We start from the raw sequence: 22,289 nt of genomic DNA, 5'->3' as shown, positions 1-22,289 counted from the left end.
CGGCGAGGCCGACGGCCGGACGTCGGTTCACCGTGACGTCACGACATCGAAGGACCGGAACGACGGGAGCGGCCGGGTGCGCGGGAGGTCAGCGCGCCCGGTCGCTCTCCAGTGCCTGGTGGGTGATCCGCAGCGCACGGCTGGACAGGTCGAAGGTGCGCTGTGCCACGCACACGAACAGGCAGTCGACCACCACGAGTTGGCTGATCCGGCTGGCCATCGCGCCCGGCCGGAAGGTGGTCTCCCGGCCCGCCGACACCAGGACGAAGTCGGCGAGCCGGGCGGCCGAGGACATCGGGTGGTTGGTGATCACCACGGTGGTGGCGCCCAACGCGGAGGCGCGGCGCAGCGGTTCGAGCACGTCGCGGCTCTCGCCGGAGTGCGAGACGGCCAGGAACACGTCGCCCGCGCCGAGCAGCACCGCGCTGGTGAGCGCGGACTGCGAGTCGCCGTGCGCGTGGCAGGGCCGGCCGACCCGGGCCAGCTTCTGCTGGAGGTCCTGCGCGACGAGCCCGGAGGCGCCGACCCCGGCGATGTGCAACTGCCCTCCCCCGCATACCGCCTTGACCGCGCCGGTGAGCTGCTCGGGGTCGAGCTGGGTGGCGGTCTCCAGCACCGCCTGGGACTCGGTGTGCACCAGCTTGGCGATCACCTCGCCGGCCGAGTCGTCCGGGGTGATGCCCGCCGAGAGCGTCGAGCGCGGGCTCTGCCGGGCCGCCGACGCGGCGAGCGCGAGCCGCAGTTCGGGGTAGCCGGCGAAACCGAGCGCGCGGGCGGTACGCACGATCGAGGACTCGCTGGTGCCCGCCAGCGCGCTCAACTCCGAGATGGTGCTGCGGGCCACCTGGGCGGGGTCGCGCACGATGAGCGCCGCGATCCGCGCGGCGGCCGGGGTGAGCGAGGGCAGCAGCCCGCGCACGGTCGCGGTGAGCGCGTCTCCCGCGTCACTGGCCGCAGTGGCTCCCTCCGCTGCGGACCTCACGGGTCTCGGGTCCTTTTCCGGCACGGGAGTAAGGATGCACCGTGAATCCCGCTTGTGGGAGCAGGTGCGCCAAGAAAACTCCGGTTCTTGCGACGGCTGCCGCGCGCCGTCAGGTGTCACCCATGCGGGTGACACTTCCACCTGACCCTCCGGGGCGAGCACGGTGGGAGCCGCACCTGCTCGGAGGGGCACCCGGGAGAATGGGTGGGTGAACGTATCCGTACCGCTGCCCGCGGGGCACCCTGGAGGACGGCTGCCGACTCCGTTGGTGGAGGTCGCCGACGAGCGGCTGGCCCGGCACGGAGTGCACCTGCTGCTCAAGCGGGACGACCTGGCCCACCCCCTGCTCCCGGGCAACAAGTTCCGCAAGCTCGCCCCGAATCTGGCCGCCGCCGTCGAGGCCGGCCACGACACCCTGCTGACCTTCGGCGGCGCCTACTCCAACCACCTGCGCGCCACCGCCGCCGCAGGCAGACTGCTGGGCCTGCGCACCGTCGGCGTGGTGCGCGGCGACGAACTGGCCGGCCGCCCGCTCAACGACTCGCTCGCCGGCGCCGCCGCCGACGGCATGCGGCTGCACTTCCTCGACCGCGCCGCCTACCGCCGCAAGACCGAGCCGGACGTCCTGGCCCCGCTGCTGGAGCGGTACGGCCCCGCCCATGTGCTCCCCGAGGGCGGCTCCAACTCCCCTGCGGTGCGGGGCTGTACGGAGCTCGGCCGGGAGATCGGCGCGGCCGCCGACGTGGTGGCGGTCGCCTGCGGCACCGGCGGCACCCTGGCCGGACTGGCCGCCGGACTGCCGGCGCCGGCCCGCGCGGTCGGCGTCGCGGTGCTGCGTGGCGGCTTCCTCACCGAGGAGGTGCTGCGGCTCCAGCAGGACGCGTTCGGCGGGCGGCGCGGCGACTGGAGCGTGGCGGACCGCTTCCACTGCGGCGGCTTCGCCCGTACCACCCCGGCGCTGGACGCCTTCGCCGCCGGCTTCGCGGCCCGGCACCGCGACGCCCTGGACGGCAGGGACCTGGAACGCGTCTACGTCGCCAAGACGCTGTACGCCGTCTTCCACCTCGCCGAGGAGGGCGCTTTCCCGCCCGGCACCCGGGTCGCCGCCGTGATCACCGGATGAGCGAACCGGACGCTCCTGCACCGCTCACACCGTACGGTCGTAATCTGGTGGCATGATCCGCGCCGCGACCCCCGAAGACGTCCCCGCCATCCAGGCGATGATCCGCGAACTGGCCGCGTACGAGCGGGCACCGCAGGAGGCGCGGGCGACCGTGGCGCAACTGCGGGACGCCCTGTTCGGCCCCGACGCGGTGGCCTCCGCGCTCATGGCGGAGCCCGACGGCGAGGGCGACGGCGGCGGACCGGCCGGGTTCGCGCTGTGGTTCCGGAACTTCTCCACCTGGACCGGGAAGCCGGGCATGTACCTGGAGGACCTGTACGTCCGCCCGGAGATGCGCGGCGGCGGCCATGGAAAGGCGCTGCTGGCCGCGCTGGCGGCGATCTGCGTCGAGCGCGACTACGAGCGCTTCGAGTGGACGGTGCTCGACTGGAACGAGCAGGCGCTCGGGGTCTACCGGTCGATCGGCGCGCTGCCGCAGGACGAGTGGACGGTCCAGCGCCTGTCAGGACCCGCCCTGCACGCGCTGGCGGCCCGGGCCGGCACGCGCGCCGAAGCGGAGATCACCGGATCAGCGACCACTGCAACCGGTGCGACCATCCCATCGTCCAATCAGACGCCGACTCATGCGCGTTGAGTCGGCAGCGCGCACTCCACGTTCCGTACCCGTACGCTTACGATCGGTGACAGAATGGGAAGGGGCCGTGCGCCGTCCGGGCGACAGCCGGGTACGGATCGCGGTAGCGTCGCTGCGAACCAGAGCAATCACTGTGTGCCACCTTGGAGGTGTGGGTGTCCCAGATCGCAGGCGAGCCCGGGTCGAAGGACTTCGTCGAGGTCCGGCTGCCCGCGGCGGGAGCGTATCTGTCGGTACTGCGGACGGCCACGGCCGGACTCGCGGCCCGGCTGGACTTCACCCTCGACGAGATCGAGGATCTGCGGATCGCCGTCGACGAGGCGTGCGCGATCCTCTTGCAACAGGCCGTCCCCGGTTCGGTGCTGAGCTGCGTGTTCCGGCTGGTCGGGGACTCGTTGTGGGTCACCGTGTCGGCGCCGACCACCGACGGCCGCGCACCGGAACGCGACACCTTCGCCTGGACGGTGCTCTCCGCGCTGGCCGGCGAGGTGGACTCCACCGTCGCGGAGGACCGGACGGTCAGCATCAGTCTGCACAAGAAGCGCGGCGCCGTACCCGGGCTGTCGTGAGGCATGTGAGGCGGCCGTCGTGAGCCCAGCAGACACCCCCGGCCCACCCGCGGAGCACGACGTGCCCGCGGCGCGCGGGCATGCCTCCGTGCCGGCCCAGCAGCCGGACCCCGTGGGCGCCGGGCCGGGTGGGCCGCCGCGGCCGTCGGCAAGACCGCACCCCGATCCCGGGGCGGCGGACCCCGACCCCGGCCTGGCCCGGGGCCGGACGGACCGTAGGGAAGTGATGGACGCGTCGGAGCAGGCGGAGCAGGCGGACCGGATGGATCAGCACGAGCACGCGGCATCGGCGGAGCAGCCCGACCAGCCGGCCCGGCCCGAGCAGCCGGGACGACCGGACCAGCCGGGACAGCCCGAGCAGGCGGAGCAAGCGGACCAGCCGGAGCGGCCGGAGCAGTCCGAGCGGCCCGAACAGGAGTCCGCCGCGGGCGAGTCCGCCGAGCAGCACGACCCGCACGACCGCTCGGGGGCCCGCGCGCTCTTCGTCGAGCTGGGCAAGCTGCCCGAGGGCTCGCCGGAGCGGGCCGAGTTGCGCAACCAGCTGGTGCGGATGCACCTCCCGCTGGTCGAGCACCTCGCCCGTCGCTTCCGCAACCGCGGCGAGCCTCTGGACGACCTCACCCAGGTCGCCACGATCGGGTTGATCAAGTCCGTCGACCGGTTCGACGTCGACCGCGGGGTGGAGTTCTCCACGTACGCCACGCCCACGGTCGTCGGCGAGATCAAGCGGCACTTCCGGGACAAGGGCTGGGCGGTCCGCGTCCCGCGCCGGCTCCAGGAGCTGCGGCTGGCGCTCACCAGCGCCACCGGGGAGCTGTCCCAGCGGCATGGGCGCGCGCCCACCGTGCACGAACTCGCCGAGCACCTCAAGATCTCCGAGGAGGAGGTCCTGGAGGGGCTGGAGTCCGCGAACGCGTACAGCACGCTCTCGCTCGACGTGCCCGACACCGACGACGAGTCGCCGGCCGTCGCCGACACGCTCGGCTCCGAAGACGAGGCCCTGGAGGGGGTCGAGTACCGCGAGTCCCTCAAGCCGCTCCTGGAGCAACTCCCGCCGCGTGAAAAGACGATCCTGCTGCTGCGGTTCTTCGGGAACATGACGCAGTCGCAGATCGCGCAGGAGGTCGGCATCTCCCAGATGCACGTCAGCCGCCTCCTCGCCCGCACCCTCGCGCAGCTCCGCGACAAGCTCCTCATCGACGAGTAGCCCTTGCCGGGCGGGCCGAGCGGACCCCCCGGCGTGGTGTGCGCTGTCGGTCCAGGGACCACCTGCCGACGGGTGGCTGCGCGCTGGGGGTGCCCCCTTTGGGGGGAGTTCCCCGCGCCCCTGGATACGCCCGGGTCCCTCCGGGGCAAGCACGCTGGGAGCCGCACATGCACAGGGGCGCGCGGCACCCCCACCCAGCGAAGCTCCGGGGGAGAACCGCCCCGTGCCCCTGGATACGCCCGGGTCCCTCCGGGGCAAGCACGCTGGGAGCCGCGCATGCACAGGGGCGCGTGGGGGCACTCCCCCTGGCCCTCCGCCGGGGGCACCCCCACCCAGGCGAAGCTCCGGGAGAGAACCGCGCGACAAGCCCGTCGCCGGCAGGTGGTCCCTCGGCCGACAGCACCCACCACGCCGGAGGGTCCGCTCGGCCGGGCCGGCAAGGCCCTAGGCGGCGGTCCTGTTGATTCCGAGTGCGTCGGTGGTGGCGGGGTGGACGAGGAGGACGAGGCCCGCGAGCGCGAGCACCCCGAGCACCGCGCCGGAGGCGACGAACCCGGCGCCGTCGCTGCGCACCATGTTCCAGCTGATCGGGAGCGCGACGAGCTGCACGATGAGCGCGGGCCCGCGGCTCCACCGACGGGCCCGGCGCAGCCCGTACGCCGCGAGGAGCGGAAGCGCGGCGAGGGCGAGCACGAGAAACCCGGGCAGCACGTCACTGCTGCCGCCGAAGAACATCGTCACGCCCCACGCGGCGATGGAGAGCCCTTCCAGCCCCGCCACCGCGGCCGCGGCGGTCAGCCGCAGGGGCGGCGGCCCGGTCGGCTGCCCGGCCGGCGGCACCTGTGCCGTGGGGCCGGCGGCCACGCCGTCTGCCCCGCCCGCGCCGGACTCCTTGCGCTTCGTCGTCTTCTGGCTCACACGTGCCAGCGTAGCCCGGCGTGAAAATCCGTAGGTACGCTGTCGAGCATGCGTGCTCTTCTCGTGGTCAACCCCGCCGCCACCACCACCAGCGCGCGGGTCCGCGACGTGATCAGTACCGCGCTGTCCAGCGATCTGAAGCTGGAGGTGGCCACCACCGAGTACCGCGGGCACGCGCGGGACCTGGGCCGGAGAGCCGCGGAGGGGGGCGAGGTCGAGCTCGTGGTGGCCCTCGGCGGCGACGGCACCGTCAACGAGGTGGTCAACGGCCTGCTGCACCACGGCCCCGACCCGGAGACCCTGCCGCAGCTCGCGGTGGTCCCCGGCGGCTCGACCAACGTCTTCGCCCGCGCCCTGGGCCTGCCCAACGACGCGGTGGAGGCCACCGGCGCCCTGCTGGACGCGCTGCGCGCGGGCTCCTCCCGGACCGTGGGCCTGGGCCTGGTGAGCGGCACCCGGGGCAGCGAGGACGAGGGCGTACCGCCGCGCTGGTTCACCTTCTGCGCGGGCCTGGGCTTCGACGCGGGCGTGGTCGGACGGGTCGAGCAGCAGCGGGAGTTGGGCAAACGCTCCACGCATGCGCTGTACCTGCGGCAGGTGGCCCGCCAGTTCATGGCCGACCCGCACCGCCGGCACGGCACGATCACGCTGGAGCAGCCCGACCAGGAGCCGATCGACGAGCTGTCCACCGCCATAATCTGCAACACCGCCCCGTGGACGTACCTCGGCAACAAACCGGTGTACGCCTCCCCCGGGGCATCCTTCGACACCGCGCTCGACCTGCTGGGCGTCACCAAGATGTCCACGGTCGCGGGTGCCCGTTACGCGGCGCAATTGCTCCGTTCCACCCCGGAGCGCGGGCCCCGGGGCAAGTACGCGGTGGCGCTGCACGATCTGACGGACTTCACCTTGCATTCGCAGGCGCCGCTGCCCTTCCAGGTCGACGGTGACCACCTGGGACTGCGTACGAACGCAACCTTCACAGGCGTACGCCGTGCACTGCGTGTGATTGTGTAAGTCGAAGAGCCTAAAGTCCTTTTACTCGAACGTTTAGGCTGCCCCGCACCCCATGGAAGTACGGCTGTGACCGAGGCGACACCGAGGAATCCAAAAAAACTTCCCTGAAGGGGTTGTATCTCCAGCCGAGGTTTGCGAGTCTCTTACTGGCGATCGGGACGGCCGACAAACGGCCCCCATGAGAGCCCGAATCTCCTACCTCACACCAAGCGGGACCGCACCAGCCAGCGAAGGCTGGGTGGCGTCCCGTTCCCTGTGGGGGGATTCGTGAAAGCGTTCACATTCACAAGCGACCTGTTTGTCACACAAGGAGTTGGAGCAGCCATGGACTGGCGTCACCGCGCCGTTTGCCGCGAGGAAGACCCCGAGCTCTTCTTCCCCATCGGCAACACCGGTCCTGCGCTGCTGCAGATCGAGGAAGCCAAGGCCGTCTGCCGCCGCTGCCCTGTCATGGACCAGTGCCTTCAGTGGGCGCTGGAGAGCGGTCAGGACGCCGGTGTCTGGGGTGGCCTCAGCGAGGATGAGCGTCGTGCGATGAAGCGCCGCGCCGCCCGCAACCGGGCCCGTAACGCCAGCGCCTGAGAGACCGGACGACCCAGAAGCCTTAGCCCCGAGCCGCAGCGCGCAGCACCTGCCAATACGCGCAGCACGCAGTATCGCGAGAAGCCCCGTACCGGATGGGTACGGGGCTTCCGCGTGCTGTCCTGCCGGCCGTGCGGCGGGCCGGCGGCGCTCTCAACCGTCAGGCGTCCAACGGCAGTTCGAGGGTCACTCGGGTGCCGGGGCCGGCCGGGGCCGGGAGCATGTCGAAGGTGCCGCCCAACTCGCCCACCACCAGGGTGCGGACGATCTGGAGGCCGAGGTTGCCCGCCCGCTGGGCGTCGAACTCCGGGGGCAGGCCGCGCCCGTCGTCCTGGACGGTGACGGTGATGCGGTCGCGGCCGCGGGTCGCGGTGACCTCCACGGTGCCCGACTCCCCGGGCCCGAAGCCGTGTTCGAGGGCGTTCTGGACGAGTTCGGTCAGCACCATGGACAGCGGGGTGGCGGTCTCCGCGGTGAGGATGCCGAACTTGCCGCCGCGCCGGGTGGTGACCCGTCCGGGTGAGATCTCCGCCACCATCGCCAGCACCCGGTCGGCGATCTCGTCGAACTCCACCTTCTCGTCCAGGTTCTGCGACAGCGTCTCGTGCACGATCGCGATCGACCCGACCCGCCGCACCGCCTCGTCCAGCGCCTCACGGGCCCGCTCGGAGTCCATCCGGCGGGCCTGCAGCCGCAGGAGCGCGGCGACCGTCTGGAGGTTGTTCTTCACCCGGTGGTGGATCTCCCGGATGGTGGCGTCCTTGGTGATCAGCTCCCGCTCGCGGCGGCGCAGTTCGGTGACGTCGCGCAGCAGCACCAGCGAACCGGTGTGCACGCCCTTGGGTTTGAGCGGGATCGAGCGCAACTGGATCACCCCGTCGCCCGCCTCGACCTCGAACTCCCGGGGCGCCCAGCCGCTGGCGAGCTTCACCAGCGCCTCCTCCACCGGGCCGCGGTCCGGGGCGAGTTCGGCGGTGGCCCGGCCCAGGTGGTGGCCGACCAGGTCGGCGGCCAGGCCGAGCCGGTGGTAGGCGGACAGCGCGTTCGGGCTGGCGTACTGCACGAGGCCGTCGGCGTCCAGCCGGATCAGCCCGTCGCCGGCCCGCGGCGAGGCGTCCATGTCCACCTGCTCGGCCGGGAACGGGAAGGACCCCGCGGCGATCATCTGCGCCAGGTCGGAGGCGCTCTGCAGATAGGTCAGCTCCAGCCGGCTCGGGGTGCGCACGGTCAGCAGGTTGGTGTTGCGGGCGATCACCCCCAGCACCCGGCCGTCGCGCCGGACCGGGATCGACTCCACCCGCACCGGCACCTCCTCCCGCCACTCCGGGTCGCCCTCGCGGACGATCCGCCCCTCGTCCAGCGCCGCGTCCAGCAGCGGGCGCCGGCCGCGGGGCACCAGGTGGCCGACCATGTCGTCCTGGTAGGAGGTGGGGCCGGTGTTGGGGCGCATCTGGGCGACCGAGACGTACCGGGTGCCGTCCCGGGTGGGAACCCACAGCACCAGGTCGGCGAAGGACAGGTCGGAGAGCAACTGCCACTCCGAGACGAGCAGATGCAGCCATTCGAGATCGGATGAGTCGAGGCCGGTGTGCTCGCGGACGAGGTCGTTCATGGAGGGCACGCCTGTGAGCGTACCTCCCTGCGAAAGCTGTGAGGTTCGGCGCGTTTCACGGCGCGTCCGACCGGGAATTCACGGACGGAATCGGTGGCACACCCATGGACAAGGCCGACTGGTCTAGTCCACAATACCGATAAGTAGACCTCCGCCCTCCCCGCACAGGAGGACGGATCGAGGCCACGGCGTTCTCTGCCCTGACTACGCCTGACGCCTCACTGGTCGGCCCTATCGGGTCGGAAGGGCACCGCACACCCGTCCGACCACGGTGCCGACGGCAGCTCCGGGCTGCGGTGCTGGAGAGGTTGAGGGTCCTCTCCCGGCACCGCGGCCCGAAGTGTTCTCACGGCCAGGCGCGCAGGGCCAACTCGGCTATGGCGGACAGCTCTTCACGGGTGGCGCCGTCACGGGACTGCTGGGACATGCCCTGGATGACGGCGCCGACGTAGCGTGCGAGGGCGTTGGCGTCGGTGTCCGGGGGAAGCTCGCCGGCGTCGACGGAGGCCGCGATCCGGACCCGGATCGCCTCGACGTTGGCCTCGCGGCGGGCCCGGAGCGCGTCGCGCACCTCCGGGGTCGTGCAGTTCGCGGCCGCGCTGATCATGAGGCAGCCGCGCGGGTGGGCCTCGTCCGCGTACTCGACCGCCGCTTCCCGCAGCAGGCGGGCCACGGCGGCAGCGGCGGTCGGCTCCTCCGCGAGCGCGCGTTCGCCGAAGGCTCCGTAGCGGGCGGCGTAGACGTCCACGACCTCAGCGAAGAGGGCCCGCTTGTCGCCGAACGCGGCGTAGAGGCTGGGCGCGCCGATCCCCATCACCCGGGTCAGGTCCGCGACGGACGTGGCCTCGTAGCCGTGCTCCCAGAAGGCGCGCACCGCCTGGTCGAGGGCGGCCTCTCGGTCGAAGGCGCGGGGGCGGCCGCGGGGCCGGGTGGAAACCATGCCCCACATTCTATAGCGACCGCTAGACAATGTGGTACGGTCCCGTCGCAGGTCATTCTGTAGCGATCGATAGAGAAATCGGGTGCGGGCAATGACGAACACGGGTACGGCGGCGGTCACGGGCGCAGGCACGGGCACAGGCACAGGCACGGGTACGGCGGTGCGCTCCGGCACAGCCACGGCGGCGGGCCCCGGACCGTTCACCGGCAGAACCGCCCTGGTCACCGGCGGCAGCCGCGGCATCGGCAGGGGCATAGCCCTGCGGCTGGCCCGCGACGGCGCCAGGGTGGGCGTGCACTACGGCACGAACAAGGCCGCCGCCGACGCCACGGTCGCCGCGATCCAGGCGGTCGGCGGCGCCGCCTTCCCGCTCGGCGCGGACCTGGCCGACCCCGACGCCCCGGAAGCGCTGTGGGCGGCCTTCGACCGGGCCGCGGACGGGCTGGACATCCTCGTCAACAACGCCGGCATCGGCGTGGCGAGCCCCTTCGCCCGCATCGACCGGGCCGAGTTCGACCGGGTCTTCGCGGTCAACACCCGCGCGCCCTTCTTCCTCACCCGCGGCGCGCTGTCCCGGCTGCGCGACGGCGGCCGCGTCGTCAACGTCTCCACCGGTCTGACCCACAACGCGGTGATGCCCGAACTGATGGCCTACACCATGTCCAAGGCCGCGCTCGACGTCTTCACCCGTGACCTGTCCAAGGAGCTCGGGCCGCGCGGCATCACCGTCAACGCGATCGCGCCCGGGATCATCGACACCGACAACACCGCGCCGGTCATCCGTACCTCCGACGCCGCCTGGGAACAGGCCGCCGGCTACTCCGTCTTCAAGCGGGTCGGCGCCCCCGAGGACGTCGCCGACGCCGTCGCGTTCCTCGCCTCCGACGCCGCCCGCTGGATCACCGGGCACTGGCTCGACGCGACCGGCGGCTCCCTGCTCTGACCGGCGGAACGCGCCTGCGCCGGGCGCGCGTCCACCCCCAGGCGCACGTCCACCGGGGGCCGCCCCGCTACCGGGTCTCGGTCACCTTCGCCAACGCCCGTGGCGCGTCCGGGTCCTGGCCGCGCGCGACCGCCACCTCGTAGGCGAGCCGCTGCAACGGGACGATCTCCAGCACGGGTTGGAGCGCTTCCGGCAGCCTCCCGGTGGGCAGCCCGAAGCCGCCCGTGGCGGCCTTGACCTGGACCCGGGGGCCGATCACCACGAGGTCCGCGCCCCGCCCGCGCAGCCGGTCCAGCACGGGCTGCAACGCCTCGCCGCCCCGGCCCTCGGTGACGATCGCGATGACCGGGGAGATGTTGTCGACCATCGCCAGCGGCCCGTGCAGCAGGTCGGCGCCGGAGTAGGCGAGCGCGGGGATGTAGCTGGTCTCCATCAGCTTCAGCGCGGCCTCCTTCGCGGTCGGGTAGCCGTATCCGCGCGAGGTGATCACCATCCGCTCGGCGAAGCGGTACCGCCCGGCCAGCGCGCGCACCTCGGCGGAGCGGTCCAGCACCTCCTGCACGAGGTCGGGCAGCACGGCGGCGGCCGCCCCGTCGTCGTCGCGCAGGCCCATGACGAACAGGTAGAGCACCAGGAGTTCCGCGGTGTACGTCTTCGTCGCGGGCAGCGCCTTCTCCGGCCCGGCCAGCATGTCGAGGTGGAACTCCGCGACCTCCGCCAGCGGCGAGTCCGGGTTGTTGGTGACCGCGAGGGTGATCGCGCCGGCCCGGCGGGCGGCCCGCGTGGTGGCGACCAGGTCGGGCGAGCCGCCGGACTGGCTGACGCTGACCAGCAGCACGTCCTCCAGGTGCGGGGTGGCCCCGTACGCGGTGACGGTGGACATCGAGGTCAACCCGCAGGGCAGGCCCAGTTCCACCTCGATCAGGTACTTCGCGTACAGCGCCGCGTGGTCGGAGGTGCCGCGGGCGCTGAGCAGCACGAACCGGGGCCGCCGGGCCGCGATCCGGTGGGCGGTCCGGCGCACCTGGGGCGCGGCCTCGGCCAGGACCCGGCGCAGCACCTCCGGCTGCTCGGCGATCTCACCGAACATGATCCAGCCCGGCTCACCCGCGCGCGGGGCCGGGGACGACGCAGAAGCCGACATCCCCACCGCCTCCATCCCACCCGTCCGACCTCCACCAGTCGAACACAGGACGCCCCCCGCCGCACCACCGGAGTGGCCCAATCTGATAGATTGGTCTATACCACATGTATCCTTCTTGAGAACGGCAGGCCCAGCGTGGAAGTTGTCATCGTGCCGGACGCCGCCGCGGGCGGCGAACTCATCGCGGAGGCCATGGCCGCCCTGCTGCGCCGCAAGCCCGACGCACTGCTCGGCGTGGCGACCGGTTCCACCCCGCTGCCGGTCTACCAGGCGCTCGCCGCCAAGGTGCGCTCCGGCGCCGTGGACGCCTCCAGGGCCCGGGTCTGCCAGCTCGACGAGTACGTGGGCCTGCCGGCCGGCCACCCGGAGTCGTACCGCTCGGTGGTGCTGCGGGAGGTGGTGGACCCGCTCGGCCTGTCCTCGAAGTCGTTCATGGGTCCCGACGGCGCCGCCACCGACGTACGGGCGGCCTGCGCGGCGTACGACGAGGCGCTCGCGGCGGCCGGCGGGGTCGACCTCCAGCTGCTCGGCATCGGCACCGACGGGCACATAGGGTTCAACGAGCCCTGCTCCTCGCTCGCCTCCCGCACCCGGATCAAGACCCTCACCGAGCAGACCCGGGTGGACAACGCCCGCTTCTTCGACGGCGACATCGCGCAGGTGCCGCAGCATGTGATCACCCAGGGCATCGGCACCATCCTGGAGGCGCGGCACCTGGTGCTGCTGGCCACCGGTGAGGGCAAGGCCGAGGCCGTCGCGCAGACCGTGGAGGGCCCGGTCGCCGCCGTGGTGCCCGCCTCCGCGCTGCAGTTGCACCCGCACGCGACGGTGGTGGTCGACGAGGCCGCCGCGTCCAAGCTGAAGCTGGCGCCGTACTTCCGCGCCACCTTCGCCGCGAAGCCGGACTGGCAGGGGCTGTAACCGGCGGCACCCCGCGCCCGGCCCGGCCGCCGCGGCCGTCCGTGACGACCGGACGCCGCGGGCTCCTTCCCGGAGCCCGCGGCGTCTGCCGTATCCGGCGCCTTCCCGGCCGCCGCCTGCCCGCGCTACGCCTCGCGGCCGACGATCGCCTCCGCCGCGGCCTCGCCGCAGACCCGGGCGGCGCCGTGCGTGGCGATGTGCAGCGAGCCGACCGGCGGGGCCTGGGGCACGCCCATCTCCACCACGATCGTGTCCGGGCGGGCGGCCAGCAGCCCGTCCAGCGCCCGCGCCATCCACGCGTGCCGGTGCGCGTCGCGGACCACGGCCACCACCCTGCGGTCGCCGGCCGCGGCGAGCAGTTCGGTGACGTCGTCGGTGCGGTAGGTGCCGGTGCGGGTGCCGGGCAGCAGCCGCTCCAGTTCCGCGGCGACTCCCCACGGGGTCACGTCGCCTACCGCGATGTTCGCCATCGGGGTGAACGCCGCCACGTAGGGCGGGTTGTCCAGCGGGGTGAAGCCCTCGGCGCGGGTGATCCGCAAGGCCCGGCGGGCCGCCTCCAGGCCGATGTCGGAGTCGGGTGCGCTCCCCTCCGCCGCACCCGACCGCTGTGCGACCGCCCAGGCGGCCAATTCCCTCACCCGGCGCGCCGCGTCGGCCAGCCGCTCGGCCGGCAGCGAGCCGTCCCGTACCGCCGCCACGATCGCGTCGCGCAGGTCCAGCGCGGTCTGCTCGTCGCACAGCCCGCCGCCCACGCAGATCGCGTCGCACCCCGCGGCCAGCGCCATCACGGTGCCGCGCTCGATCCCGTACGTGGCCGCTATCGCCTGCATCTCGATGCCGTCGGTGACCACCAGCCCGTCGTAGCCGAGGCCGCCCTCCTCGCGGGGGGCGCGGAGCAGGCCGCCCAGGACGGCCGGGCTGAGCGTGCCGGGCAGGTCCGGGTCGAGCGCGGGCACCAGGATGTGCGCGCTCATCACGACCTTGGCGCCGGCCGCGATCGCCGCCCGGAAGGGCACCAGTTCGCGGGCCCGCAGGGTGTCGAGGTCCACGTCGATCCGCGGCATCGCGTGGTGCGAGTCCACCGCGGTGTCGCCGTGGCCGGGGAAGTGCTTGACCGACGCGGCGACGCCCGCGGACTGCAGGCCCTCCACGTAGGCCGCGGTGTTGCGGGCCACCAGTTCGGGGTCGGCGCCGAAGGAGCGCACCCCGATCACCGGGTTGCCCGGGTCGGAGTTGACGTCGGCGGACGGCGCCCAGTTGAAGTTCACGCCGCAGGCGGCCAGCCGGCGGCCGAGTTCGGCGGCGACCGCGCGGGTCAGCTTCAGGTCGTCGACCGCGCCGAGCGCGAGGTTGCCGGGGAACGACGAACCGCCGCGCGCCTCCAGCCGGGTGACGTCGCCGCCCTCCTCGTCGGCGGCGACCAGCACGTCGGGGCGTACCTCCCGCAACTGCGCGGTGAGCGCGGCCACCTGCTCCGGTGACTCGACATTGCGGGCGAACAGGCCGACCGAGCCGAGCCCTTCGCCGAGCAGCCGCAGCACCCACGCGGGCGCGGTGGTGCCGGCGAAGCCGGGCTGGAGGACGGCGAGCGCGTCCGCGGTGACGGTGTCCGGGTGCGGGCCGGTGGCGCCGCCGAGGTCGTCGGTGTGGGCGATGGGGCTCATCCCTTCACCGCCCCGGCTGTCAGACCGGCGACGGCCCTGCGCTGGAGGAACAGGAAGACGATCACCACGGGGATGGTGAACAGGCTGGACGCGGCCATGGTAGCGCCCCAGTCGTCGCCGAAGTTGGTCTGGAACTGGGTGATCCACAGCGGCAGGGTCTGGCCGCTCTCCTTGTTGAGGATGAGCACCAGGGGGAACTCGTTCCACGCCGTGATGAAGCCGAACAGCGAGGTGGACATCAACCCCGGCGCCAGCAGCGGCAGCACCACCCGGACGAACGCCTGGAACCGGGTGCAGCCGTCCATCAGCGCCGACTCCTCCAGTTCCTTGGGCACCGCGGCGATGAACCCGCGCAGCGTCCAGATGGAGAACGGCAGCACCATCATCATGTAGAAGAAGGTCAGCGGGACCAGGCTGTTGAGCATGTCCTGGTCGCGGACGATCAGGTAGACGGAGATCGTCATGACCTCCCACGGCGCCATCTGGGCCATCATCACGATGAGGATGAACGCCTTGCGGCCGCGGAAGCGCATCCGCGCCACCGCGAACGCCGCCGCGGTCGCCACCACCAGCGACAGCAGCACCGAACCGATGGTGACGGTGAGGCTGTTGCGCACCAGGGTCCAGAAGCCCGCCGCGTGCACGGCCTTGTCGAAGTGCGACATGGTGCCGTGGACGGGCACGAAGACCGGGGTGGTGGAGATGATGTCGAGGTCCGGCTTGAAGGCCGTCGTCAGCATCCAGTAGACGGGGAAGACGAAGAAGACGAAGAGGATGACCGCGACGACGTTGGGCCACAGCCGTCCGAACGTGGAGCGCCTCACAGCTCGTCCTCCTGCTTCAACATGATCCGGAAGTAGTAGGACATCAGCACCAGCAGGATGAGGATGGTCAGCACGGAGATCGCCGCGCCGGTCCCGTAGTGCTGGCCGCTGACGCCCTGGACGTAGGCGTAGACCGGCAGCGTCTCGGTCAGGCCCTCGGGGCCGCCGGAGTTGAGGGCGTAGACCTGGGTGAACGCCTTGAACACCCAGATGACCTCGAGGAACGCGGTGCTCAGGAAGAACGGCTTGAGCATCGGGAAGAGCACCGAGCTGAAGGAGCGCCAGGCGCCCGCGCCGTCCATCCGGGCCGCCTCGAAGATCTCCCCGGAGATGGTGGTCAGGCCCGCGTAGAGGTTGAGCGCGACGAACGGGAGCGACTGCCAGACGATCATCAGGGTGATGACCGCGAAGGTGGACAGCTGGTGGCCGAACCAGTTGTAGCCCTGCATCGAGTGCCAGCCGAGCTTGTTCAGGGACCAGTTGACCACGCCGTAGCGGGTGTCGAAGAGCCACTGGTAGACGGTGGTGCCGGCCACGATCGGCATCGCCCAGGCGAGCACCATCCCGATCGACAGCAGCAGTCGCATCCGCTTGCCGAGCCGGTACAGCAGCAGTCCGATCAGGGTGCCGCCGACCATGATCAGCGCGACGTTGGCGAGGGTGAAGAAGACCGACCGCTCGGTGGTGTGCCAGAAGTCGGCGCTGGTCAGCTGGGCCTTGTAGTTGCCGAACCCGGTCCACTGGGTGGTGTGCTGGATCAGCTGGAAGGCGTTGAGGGTCTGGAACGAGATGATCACGTTCCGCACCAGCGGGTAGCCCAGCAGCAGCACGGTGGCCGCCAGCGCGGGCAGGATCAGCAGGTACGGCACCGAGCGGCCGACGACCGCGCCCCCGACGGACCGCGTCTTGGCACGACCGGCCGGCGGCTGTCCCGCGGTGCGCGCGCCGGAGGGCCCGGGTATGGCCGCTCCCTCGTCGGGGCCCCGTACTTGCGTCCCTTTGTACTGCGCGGCCATGCTTCCCTCTTCCTCGTACCGTCCGCTGCAAGGCGCTGTGCCGGGCCCGGGCGCCCGCCGCTCAGGACGGCGGGCGCCGGGACCCGGGCCGGGTGACTACTGCTGGCTGAGCCGCTTGTCGATCTCGGTGTCCGCCTTCTTGGCGGCCGCGCTCGGGGACTGGCCCTGGAGCACGCCGGTCATGAAGAGGGTGGTGATCGGGTTGGGCGCGTTCTCGACGTTGCCCCACGCCGGGATCAGCGGGGTGGTGCCGCCGTTGGCCGCGGCGGCCGCGGAGACGGTGCCGAACTCGTTGCCGGTCAGGTTGGAGTCGAGGCTCGCCTTGTTCGGGACGACGCCGCCCTCCTTGGCCAGCTCGCCCTCGAACTGGTCGGACATCGCCATCTTCAGGAAGTCCTGGGCCAGCTCGGGGTTCTTGCTCGCCTGGGAGATCGCCAGGTTGGAGCCGCCGACGAAGACGCTGGCGGTCTTGTCCGCCGTCTTGCCCGGGAAGGCGAAGAAGCCGACCTGGTCCTTCAGCGCCGGGTTCTTGGTGATGGCGCCGGCCGCCTCCCAGCCCAGGCCGAGGAACGCGCCGACGTCGCCCTTGGCGAACACGTCGGACTGCTGCGGGGTGGCCTCGTCCTTGTCCTTCGGCGCGGTGCCGTAGGAGTTCACCTTCTTGTACAGGTTGATCGCCGCGGCGGCCTGGGGGGTGTCCAGGTTGCCGGTGTACTTGTCGCCGTCCTTCTTGACCAGGTCGGCGCCGGCGTCCAGCAGGAAGCCGTCGAAGCCGTACCAGTCCTGGCCGGGCAGGTAGAAGGCGTCCTTGGTGCCCTTGGCCTTGATCTTGTCCAGGTCGGAGAAGAGCTCGTCCTGGGTCTTCGGCGGCGTGGTGATGCCGGCCCCGGACCAGATCTTCTTGTTGTAGACGACGACCCGGCTGGCGAAGTACCACGGGGCGGCGAACTGCTTGCCGTTGTAGACTGCGGAGCCGTTCAGCGCCGGCACCCAGTCGCTGCCGCCGATGTCGGCCTTGACGCTGGTGAGGTCCTTGAGGCCGCCGGTCGCCGCGTAGTACGGGGTCTGGGTGTTGCCGACCTCGATGACGTCCGGCGGGGTGCTCTCCGACAGCGCGGTGGTGAGCTTCTGCTGGATGCCGTCCCACTGCTGGACGGTGATCTTCAGCTTCGCACCGGGGTACTGCTTCTCGAACGCGGCGGTGATGTCCTTGGTCCACCCGGGCGGGTTGGAGCCGCTCATCAGCCACACGTTGAGCGTCTTGCCCTTGAAATCGGCCGGCCCGGCCGAACTCCCCTTGCCCGAATCGGACTTGTCGCTGCTGCCACCACAGGCCGCGACTCCGGTCAGCACTGCCGCGACACCGATCGCAGCGATGAGCTTGCGCCTCATGCCACCCTCCTCAAGGATGCCCGAAACTCCCCCCACCGCCCGAAATGTCGGCTGCCGCACGCGCATTGCAGCCGCGTCCTGCTCGTGGGTCTGGGATTGGTCGTTAATGGTTTAGACCAGTACCCGGAGCTTGGCCTAGACCTTTAGGGGTGTCAAGGGTGTATAAGAACACCCGTCGGACCTGTTATCGGACCGACACCTGAAGGGCATCAGCCACCCACCGCCTCCCTCCGGCAGGGGAGCCCGTGCCACCATGTGACCGCGATCAACGGAGGAGCCGGTGACGGCAGTACGACGGCAGTCGGGAGTACACGGCATGGACAGCGACACGGGCAGCAGCGCGGAGCCCACGGGGAACGGCACCGCCGGCCGCACCGCCCGCGTGCCGAAGTACTACCGGCTCAAGCGCCATCTCCTGGACATCACCCAGACCATGCCGCCCGGCACCCCGGTGCCCCCGGAACGCACCCTGGCCACCGAGTTCGACACCTCCCGCACCACCGTGCGGCAGGCGCTGCAGGAGCTGGTGGTCGAGGGCCGGCTGGAGCGCATCCAGGGCAAGGGCACCTTCGTGGCGAAGCCGAAGGTCTCCCAGGCGCTGCAACTCACCTCCTACACCGAGGACATGCGCGCGCAGGGCCTGGAGCCCACCTCACAGCTGCTGGACATCGGCTACATCACCGCCGACGACCGGCTGGCCGGGCTGCTGGACATGAAGGCCGGCGGCCGGGTGCTGCGGATCGAGCGGCTGCGGCTGGCCAACAGCGAGCCGATGGCGATCGAGACCACCCACCTGTCCGCGAAGCGCTTCCCCGCGCTGCGCCGCAGCCTGGCGAAGTACACCTCGCTCTACACCGCGCTCGCCGAGGTCTACGACGTGCGGCTGGCCGAGGCCGAGGAGACCATCGAGACCTCGCTGGCCACCCCGCGCGAGGCCGGGCTGCTGAGCACCGACGTCGGGCTGCCGATGCTGATGCTCTCCCGGCACTCCGTGGACACCACGGGGGAACCGGTGGAGTGGGTGCGGTCGGTCTACCGCGGCGACCGGTACAAGTTCGTCGCGCGGCTCAACCGCCCGACGGACTGAGCCCCACCGATCCGAATGCTGTCGTACGAAGGCCCGCCGGACCCGCCGGCGGGCCGCTTCGGCGTTCCCTCGTACGGCTGATATCCGCACAGGTAGTGACGCCTGTCACTCCCCTCCCCTAGATTCCTGCGCACCACATTGATCGCTCTAGGGGACGGGAGCACCAGCTGTGCCGACCGCGCCGACACAAGTACCCCAGCCGCGCCGACCGGCGGACGGACCACGACCGGCGGTCACGCCCGCGCGGGTCGTCGCCGGAATCTGCCTGCTCATTCCGCTCGTCAGCACGCTCTGGGTCAGCTCCTATTCGCGGCTGACCCCCACCTTCATCGGCATCCCGTTCTTCTACTGGTACCAGCTCGCCTGGGTGCCGGTCTCGGCGGTGCTCACCTACTCCGCCTACGTGCTGGTCCGGCGTGACGCACGCAGCCGCAAGGGAGGTGCGGCCAAGTGAAGAACCACGTCGACGGGGTCGCGCTCGGCATCCTCATCTTCTTCTTCGTCGCCGTCACGGCGATGGGCTTCATGGCCGCGCGCTGGCGGCGCGCGGACAACGCGCTGCACCTGGACGAATGGGGGCTGGGCGGCCGAAGTTTCGGCACCTGGGTGACCTGGTTCCTGCTCGGCGGAGACCTGTACACCGCGTACACCTTCATCGCCGTGCCGGCCGCGATCTACGGCGCCGGAGCGTCGGGCTTCTTCGCGGTGCCCTACACGATCATCGCCTACCCGCTGGTCTTCCTCTTCCTGCCGCGGCTGTGGTCCGTCTCGCGCAAGCACGGCTACGTGACCTCCTCGGACTTCATCCGCGGCCGGTTCGGCTCCAAGAGCCTGTCGGTGGCCGTCGCGCTCACCGGCATCGTGGCCACCATGCCGTACATCGCGCTCCAACTCGTCGGCATCCAGGCGGTGCTGGACGTGGTCGGGGTCGGCGGCAGCGACTCGACCAACTGGTTCGTCAAGGACCTGCCGCTGCTGATCGCCTTCGGTGTGCTCGCCGCGTACACCTACTCCTCCGGGCTGCGGGCACCCGCGCTGATCGCGTTCGTCAAGGACGCGCTGATCTACATCGTGATCGCGGTGGCGATCATCTACATCCCGTACAAGCTCGGCGGGTTCGGCGACATCTTCCACAAGGCGGGCGCCGCGTACGCGGTGAAGAACCCCGCCACCGGCAAGCCGCACGGCTCGCTGACCGTCGCACCGCAGGCCCAATGGGCCTACGCCACGCTCGCGTTGGGCTCCGCGATGGCGCTGTTCCTCTACCCGCACTCGGTGACCGCGGTGCTCTCCGGCAAGAGCCGCACCGTCATCCAGCGCAACACCGCGATCCTGCCGCTGTACTCGCTGATGCTCGGGCTGCTGGCGATGCTCGGCTTCATGGCGGTCGCCGACGGCGTCGGCAAGAACGTCAAGGGCTACAACGCCCAACTCGCCATCCCCCAGCTCTTCGAGAACGTCTTCCCGAGCTGGTTCGCCGGGGTCGCCTTCGCCGCGATCGCGATCGGCGCGCTGGTACCCGCCGCGATCATGTCCATCGCCGCCGCGAACCTCTTCACCCGCAACATCTACAAGGACCTGATCCGCCCGAACGCCACGCCCGCGGAGGAGACCCGCGTCTCCAAGCTCGCCTCGCTGGTGGTGAAGGTCGGCGCGCTCGTCTTCGTGCTGTCGATGGACAAGACCGTGGCGATCAACTTCCAGCTGCTGGGCGGGATCTGGATTCTGCAGACGGTGCCCGCGATCGTCGGCGGGCTCTTCACCCGCTGGTTCCACCGCTGGGCGCTGCTGGCCGGCTGGGCCGCGGGCATGGCCTACGGCACCTGGAAGGCGTACGACCAGTCCAGCCCGAGCCAGTCGCACTTCGGCGGGAACTCCGACACGATTCCGTGGATCGGCAAGATCGGGTACATCGGGCTCACCGCGTTCGTGCTCAACGTGGTCATCGCGGTGGTGCTCACGCTGGTGTTGCGGGCGGTGAAGGCACCCGCGGGCACCGATGAGACGGTCCTGTCGGACTACACCGCCGAACCGGGCGAGCCCGGCGCTCCGGGGGTGCCCCTGACCCCCGAGCCCGCCCCGTCCGCGTAGTCGCGGTCCCCTTGTGCGGCTCCTTCCGCGGAAGGAGCCGCACGTACACAGGGGCGCGGGGAACTCCCCCGGAGGGGGCACCCCCAGCGACCAGCCACCCACCGGCGGACGGTCCGGCGACCTACCCCAAGGGGCTCGGTGTGCGGAAGGTGCGCCGGTACGCCTGCGGCGTCGTCCCGGTCCACCGGACGAAGTGGTGCCGCATGGTGGCCGCGTTGCCGAACCCCGCCCGGACCGCGACGGAGTCGACGGTCGCGTCGGTCCCCTCCAGCAACTCCCGGGCGAGCAGCACACGTTGCCCCAGCAACCAGCGGTACGGCGTGGTCCCGGTCTCCTGCTGGAAGCGCCTCGCGAAGGTCCGCGGTGACATGTGGGCGCGCAGCGCCAGTTCCTCGACGGTCACCTCGCGGTCGAGGTGCCGCTCCATCCAGGAGAGCACCCCGGTGACGGTGTCGCTCTGCGCCCGGGGCAGCGGCCGGTCCACGTACTGCGCCTGGCCGCCCTCGCGGTGCGGGGGGACCACCATGCGCCGGGCGATACCGTTCGCCACCGCGCTGCCCTGCTCCTTGCGGACGAGGTGCAGGCATGCGTCGATGCCCGCCGCCGTGCCGGCCGAGGTGACCACGCCGGCGTCGTCGACGTAGAGCATGTCCGCCTCGACCTCGGCCTTCGGATGGCGCCGCGCGAGCCGTTCCGCGTGCCGCCAGTGAGCCGCGCACCGCCGCCCGTCGAGCAGCCCGGCCGCGCCGAGCACGAACACCCCCGAGCACACGCTCAGTACGGTCGCGCCGCGCTCGACCGCGCGGTTCAACGCGTCGAGCATCGGCTGCGGGAAGGTGCGGATGTTGTACGAGTCGCCGGCCGGCACCGCGATCAGGTCGGCCTCGTCCAGCCGGTCCAGGCCCTCCGCCACCACCAGTTCGAACCCGGCGTGCGTCCCCACCCGCGGCCCCTCCGCCGAGACCACCGAGAAGTCGTAGACCGGCAGCCCCTCCTCGCTGCGGTCCAGCCCGAAGACCTCGCAGACGACGCCGAGTTCAAAGGGGTGAACCCCGTCCAGGACCACGGTCGCCACGTTGCGCAACATGTCGTCCAGCCTGCCACGTGGCAGCATGTTGCGGTAGTACGGCAGTGCTGCCACTGTTCGACCGTAAGCGGCGCGAGCACGATTGACCCATGACCGTACTCCTGGACATCGCCGCTCTCCTCGGCCTTCTGCTGGCCCTCACCTTCGTCCCCGTCCTCGGTCTGCGCCACGAGGCGAAGATCACTCGCGAACTGCGGGAGGCGGACCGCAAGCGCGCCGAACTCTGAGACCCCTCACGCGCCCGCCCGACCGGGGCCCGCCCAGGCCCTTCCGCGGCCCCGCCAGACGGCGGGGCCGCGGCCGCATGCGGCCCGACAACGCGCTCAGGCCACCATGAGATTGACAGCGCGACACAACATGTGGGGGTGCCTGCGGTGGGCGCCACTACATGTATGCTCAACCCCGTTGCCGCAGGGGAAGCCGGTGAAAATCCGGCGCTGCCCCGCAACGGTGAACGGTCGCGCGCCCAGCGCCCCGTACAGCCCGATCGCCTGCCGGCCGACACGCTCCCGCGTGCCTTGTGCGCGGGGGTGCCT

At 71.5% G+C, this 22,289-nt stretch carries 22 protein-coding genes and 1 riboswitch; of the genes, 12 read left to right on the top strand and 10 right to left on the bottom strand.

What is annotated here, in order from left to right; translation table 11 throughout:
- Positions 1-88: 88 nt before the first annotated feature.
- A complete protein-coding gene (locus ACIPAE_RS00885) occupies positions 89-982 on the bottom strand; it encodes a MurR/RpiR family transcriptional regulator (RefSeq protein ID WP_329364941.1) in 894 nt (297 codons plus the stop codon).
- A gap of 208 nt (positions 983-1,190) precedes the next feature.
- On the opposite strand from ACIPAE_RS00885, the gene ACIPAE_RS00880 reads away from it, so the two are divergent.
- From ACIPAE_RS00880 to ACIPAE_RS00865, 4 genes are all read left to right on the top strand, one after another.
- Entirely contained in the window at positions 1,191-2,105 is a 915-nt protein-coding gene (locus ACIPAE_RS00880; RefSeq protein WP_402442022.1) for a 1-aminocyclopropane-1-carboxylate deaminase/D-cysteine desulfhydrase, read from the top strand.
- Positions 2,106-2,157: 52 nt separating this feature from the next.
- The gene (locus ACIPAE_RS00875; protein ID WP_402442020.1) at positions 2,158-2,739 is read left to right on the top strand and encodes a GNAT family N-acetyltransferase; all 582 of its coding nucleotides are present in this window, start codon (positions 2,158-2,160) and stop codon (positions 2,737-2,739) included.
- Positions 2,740-2,894: 155 nt separating this feature from the next.
- A complete protein-coding gene (locus ACIPAE_RS00870) occupies positions 2,895-3,308 on the top strand; it encodes an anti-sigma regulatory factor (RefSeq protein ID WP_093740726.1) in 414 nt (137 codons plus the stop codon).
- Between the two features lie 262 nt (positions 3,309-3,570).
- Positions 3,571-4,515 carry a SigB/SigF/SigG family RNA polymerase sigma factor gene (locus tag ACIPAE_RS00865; RefSeq protein WP_402442633.1) on the top strand — a complete coding sequence of 315 codons (945 nt, stop codon included), beginning with the start codon at positions 3,571-3,573 and terminating at the stop codon, positions 4,513-4,515.
- A gap of 444 nt (positions 4,516-4,959) precedes the next feature.
- Here the strand turns inward: ACIPAE_RS00865 and ACIPAE_RS00860 are convergent, their stop codons facing one another.
- On the bottom strand, positions 4,960-5,433 hold the full coding sequence (locus tag ACIPAE_RS00860; RefSeq protein WP_366410977.1) for a hypothetical protein: 474 nt from the start codon (positions 5,431-5,433) through the stop codon (positions 4,960-4,962).
- Positions 5,434-5,481: 48 nt separating this feature from the next.
- Here ACIPAE_RS00860 and ACIPAE_RS00855 point away from each other — a divergent pair, with 48 nt between their 5' ends.
- Positions 5,482-6,450: a diacylglycerol kinase family protein gene (locus ACIPAE_RS00855; RefSeq protein ID WP_329364949.1), complete on the top strand. Its 969-nt coding sequence runs from the start codon at positions 5,482-5,484 to the stop codon at positions 6,448-6,450.
- A gap of 324 nt (positions 6,451-6,774) precedes the next feature.
- Entirely contained in the window at positions 6,775-7,032 is a 258-nt protein-coding gene (locus tag ACIPAE_RS00850) for a WhiB family transcriptional regulator (protein WP_037913060.1), read from the top strand.
- 160 nt (positions 7,033-7,192) lie between these two features.
- Here the strand turns inward: ACIPAE_RS00850 and ACIPAE_RS00845 are convergent, their stop codons facing one another.
- Both ACIPAE_RS00845 and ACIPAE_RS00840 read right to left on the bottom strand, forming a co-directional pair.
- Positions 7,193-8,644 carry a histidine kinase N-terminal domain-containing protein gene (locus tag ACIPAE_RS00845; RefSeq protein ID WP_329373922.1) on the bottom strand — a complete coding sequence of 484 codons (1,452 nt, stop codon included), beginning with the start codon at positions 8,642-8,644 and terminating at the stop codon, positions 7,193-7,195.
- A gap of 346 nt (positions 8,645-8,990) precedes the next feature.
- Complete coding sequence (locus ACIPAE_RS00840) at positions 8,991-9,584, bottom strand: TetR/AcrR family transcriptional regulator (RefSeq protein WP_329364952.1); 594 nt, start codon at positions 9,582-9,584, stop codon at positions 8,991-8,993.
- Positions 9,585-9,744: 160 nt separating this feature from the next.
- On the opposite strand from ACIPAE_RS00840, the gene ACIPAE_RS00835 reads away from it, so the two are divergent.
- A complete protein-coding gene (locus ACIPAE_RS00835; protein ID WP_402442016.1) occupies positions 9,745-10,527 on the top strand; it encodes an SDR family oxidoreductase in 783 nt (260 codons plus the stop codon).
- Between the two features lie 67 nt (positions 10,528-10,594).
- Here ACIPAE_RS00835 and ACIPAE_RS00830 read toward each other — a convergent pair whose 3' ends face one another.
- On the bottom strand, positions 10,595-11,671 hold the full coding sequence (locus tag ACIPAE_RS00830; protein ID WP_329364956.1) for an SIS domain-containing protein: 1,077 nt from the start codon (positions 11,669-11,671) through the stop codon (positions 10,595-10,597).
- Between the two features lie 135 nt (positions 11,672-11,806).
- Between ACIPAE_RS00830 and nagB the strand changes: the two genes are divergently transcribed.
- Positions 11,807-12,592, top strand: coding sequence for a glucosamine-6-phosphate deaminase (gene nagB, locus ACIPAE_RS00825; protein WP_329364958.1), 786 nt, complete (start codon positions 11,807-11,809; stop codon positions 12,590-12,592).
- A 125-nt stretch (positions 12,593-12,717) separates the two neighbouring features.
- On the opposite strand, the gene ACIPAE_RS00820 is transcribed toward nagB, so the two are convergent.
- The 4 genes from ACIPAE_RS00820 to ACIPAE_RS00805 all read right to left on the bottom strand — a co-directional run bounded on the left by ACIPAE_RS00820 (position 12,718) and on the right by ACIPAE_RS00805 (position 17,488).
- Positions 12,718-14,256: a glycoside hydrolase family 3 protein gene (locus tag ACIPAE_RS00820; protein WP_329364960.1), complete on the bottom strand. Its 1,539-nt coding sequence runs from the start codon at positions 14,254-14,256 to the stop codon at positions 12,718-12,720.
- A complete protein-coding gene (locus tag ACIPAE_RS00815; protein WP_329364962.1) occupies positions 14,253-15,080 on the bottom strand; it encodes a carbohydrate ABC transporter permease in 828 nt (275 codons plus the stop codon). Before ACIPAE_RS00815 ends, ACIPAE_RS00820 begins: the two co-directional genes overlap by 4 nt.
- Positions 15,077-16,096, bottom strand: a complete 1,020-nt coding sequence (locus ACIPAE_RS00810; RefSeq protein WP_366410975.1) for a sugar ABC transporter permease — start codon at positions 16,094-16,096, stop codon at positions 15,077-15,079. Before ACIPAE_RS00810 ends, ACIPAE_RS00815 begins: the two co-directional genes overlap by 4 nt.
- Positions 16,097-16,192: 96 nt before the next feature.
- The gene (locus tag ACIPAE_RS00805; protein WP_329364967.1) at positions 16,193-17,488 is read right to left on the bottom strand and encodes an extracellular solute-binding protein; all 1,296 of its coding nucleotides are present in this window, start codon (positions 17,486-17,488) and stop codon (positions 16,193-16,195) included.
- A 316-nt stretch (positions 17,489-17,804) separates the two neighbouring features.
- On the opposite strand from ACIPAE_RS00805, the gene ACIPAE_RS00800 reads away from it, so the two are divergent.
- From ACIPAE_RS00800 to mctP, 3 genes are all read left to right on the top strand, one after another.
- The gene (locus ACIPAE_RS00800; RefSeq protein WP_329364969.1) at positions 17,805-18,575 is read left to right on the top strand and encodes a GntR family transcriptional regulator; all 771 of its coding nucleotides are present in this window, start codon (positions 17,805-17,807) and stop codon (positions 18,573-18,575) included.
- A gap of 259 nt (positions 18,576-18,834) precedes the next feature.
- Positions 18,835-19,029 carry a DUF3311 domain-containing protein gene (locus ACIPAE_RS00795; protein WP_329373924.1) on the top strand — a complete coding sequence of 65 codons (195 nt, stop codon included), beginning with the start codon at positions 18,835-18,837 and terminating at the stop codon, positions 19,027-19,029.
- Entirely contained in the window at positions 19,026-20,666 is a 1,641-nt protein-coding gene (mctP, locus tag ACIPAE_RS00790; RefSeq protein ID WP_329364971.1) for a monocarboxylate uptake permease MctP, read from the top strand. Before ACIPAE_RS00795 ends, mctP begins: the two co-directional genes overlap by 4 nt.
- Positions 20,667-20,787: 121 nt before the next feature.
- Here the strand turns inward: mctP and ACIPAE_RS00785 are convergent, their stop codons facing one another.
- Positions 20,788-21,753 (bottom strand): GlxA family transcriptional regulator, encoded by a 966-nt coding sequence (locus tag ACIPAE_RS00785; RefSeq protein ID WP_402442630.1) that lies wholly within the window; start codon positions 21,751-21,753, stop codon positions 20,788-20,790.
- Positions 21,754-21,842: 89 nt separating this feature from the next.
- Between ACIPAE_RS00785 and ACIPAE_RS00780 the strand changes: the two genes are divergently transcribed.
- Positions 21,843-21,980 carry a hypothetical protein gene (locus tag ACIPAE_RS00780; protein WP_328469078.1) on the top strand — a complete coding sequence of 46 codons (138 nt, stop codon included), beginning with the start codon at positions 21,843-21,845 and terminating at the stop codon, positions 21,978-21,980.
- Between the two features lie 158 nt (positions 21,981-22,138).
- Positions 22,139-22,267, top strand: a riboswitch (cobalamin riboswitch).
- Positions 22,268-22,289 lie beyond the last annotated feature (22 nt).

Origin of the sequence: Streptomyces sp. NPDC087270, assembly GCF_044744625.1 — a bacterium.
Lineage (GTDB): Bacteria > Actinomycetota > Actinomycetes > Streptomycetales > Streptomycetaceae > Actinacidiphila.
The sequence above is the reverse complement of the archived record's forward strand: the minus strand, read 5'-3'. Positions and strand labels throughout refer to the sequence as shown.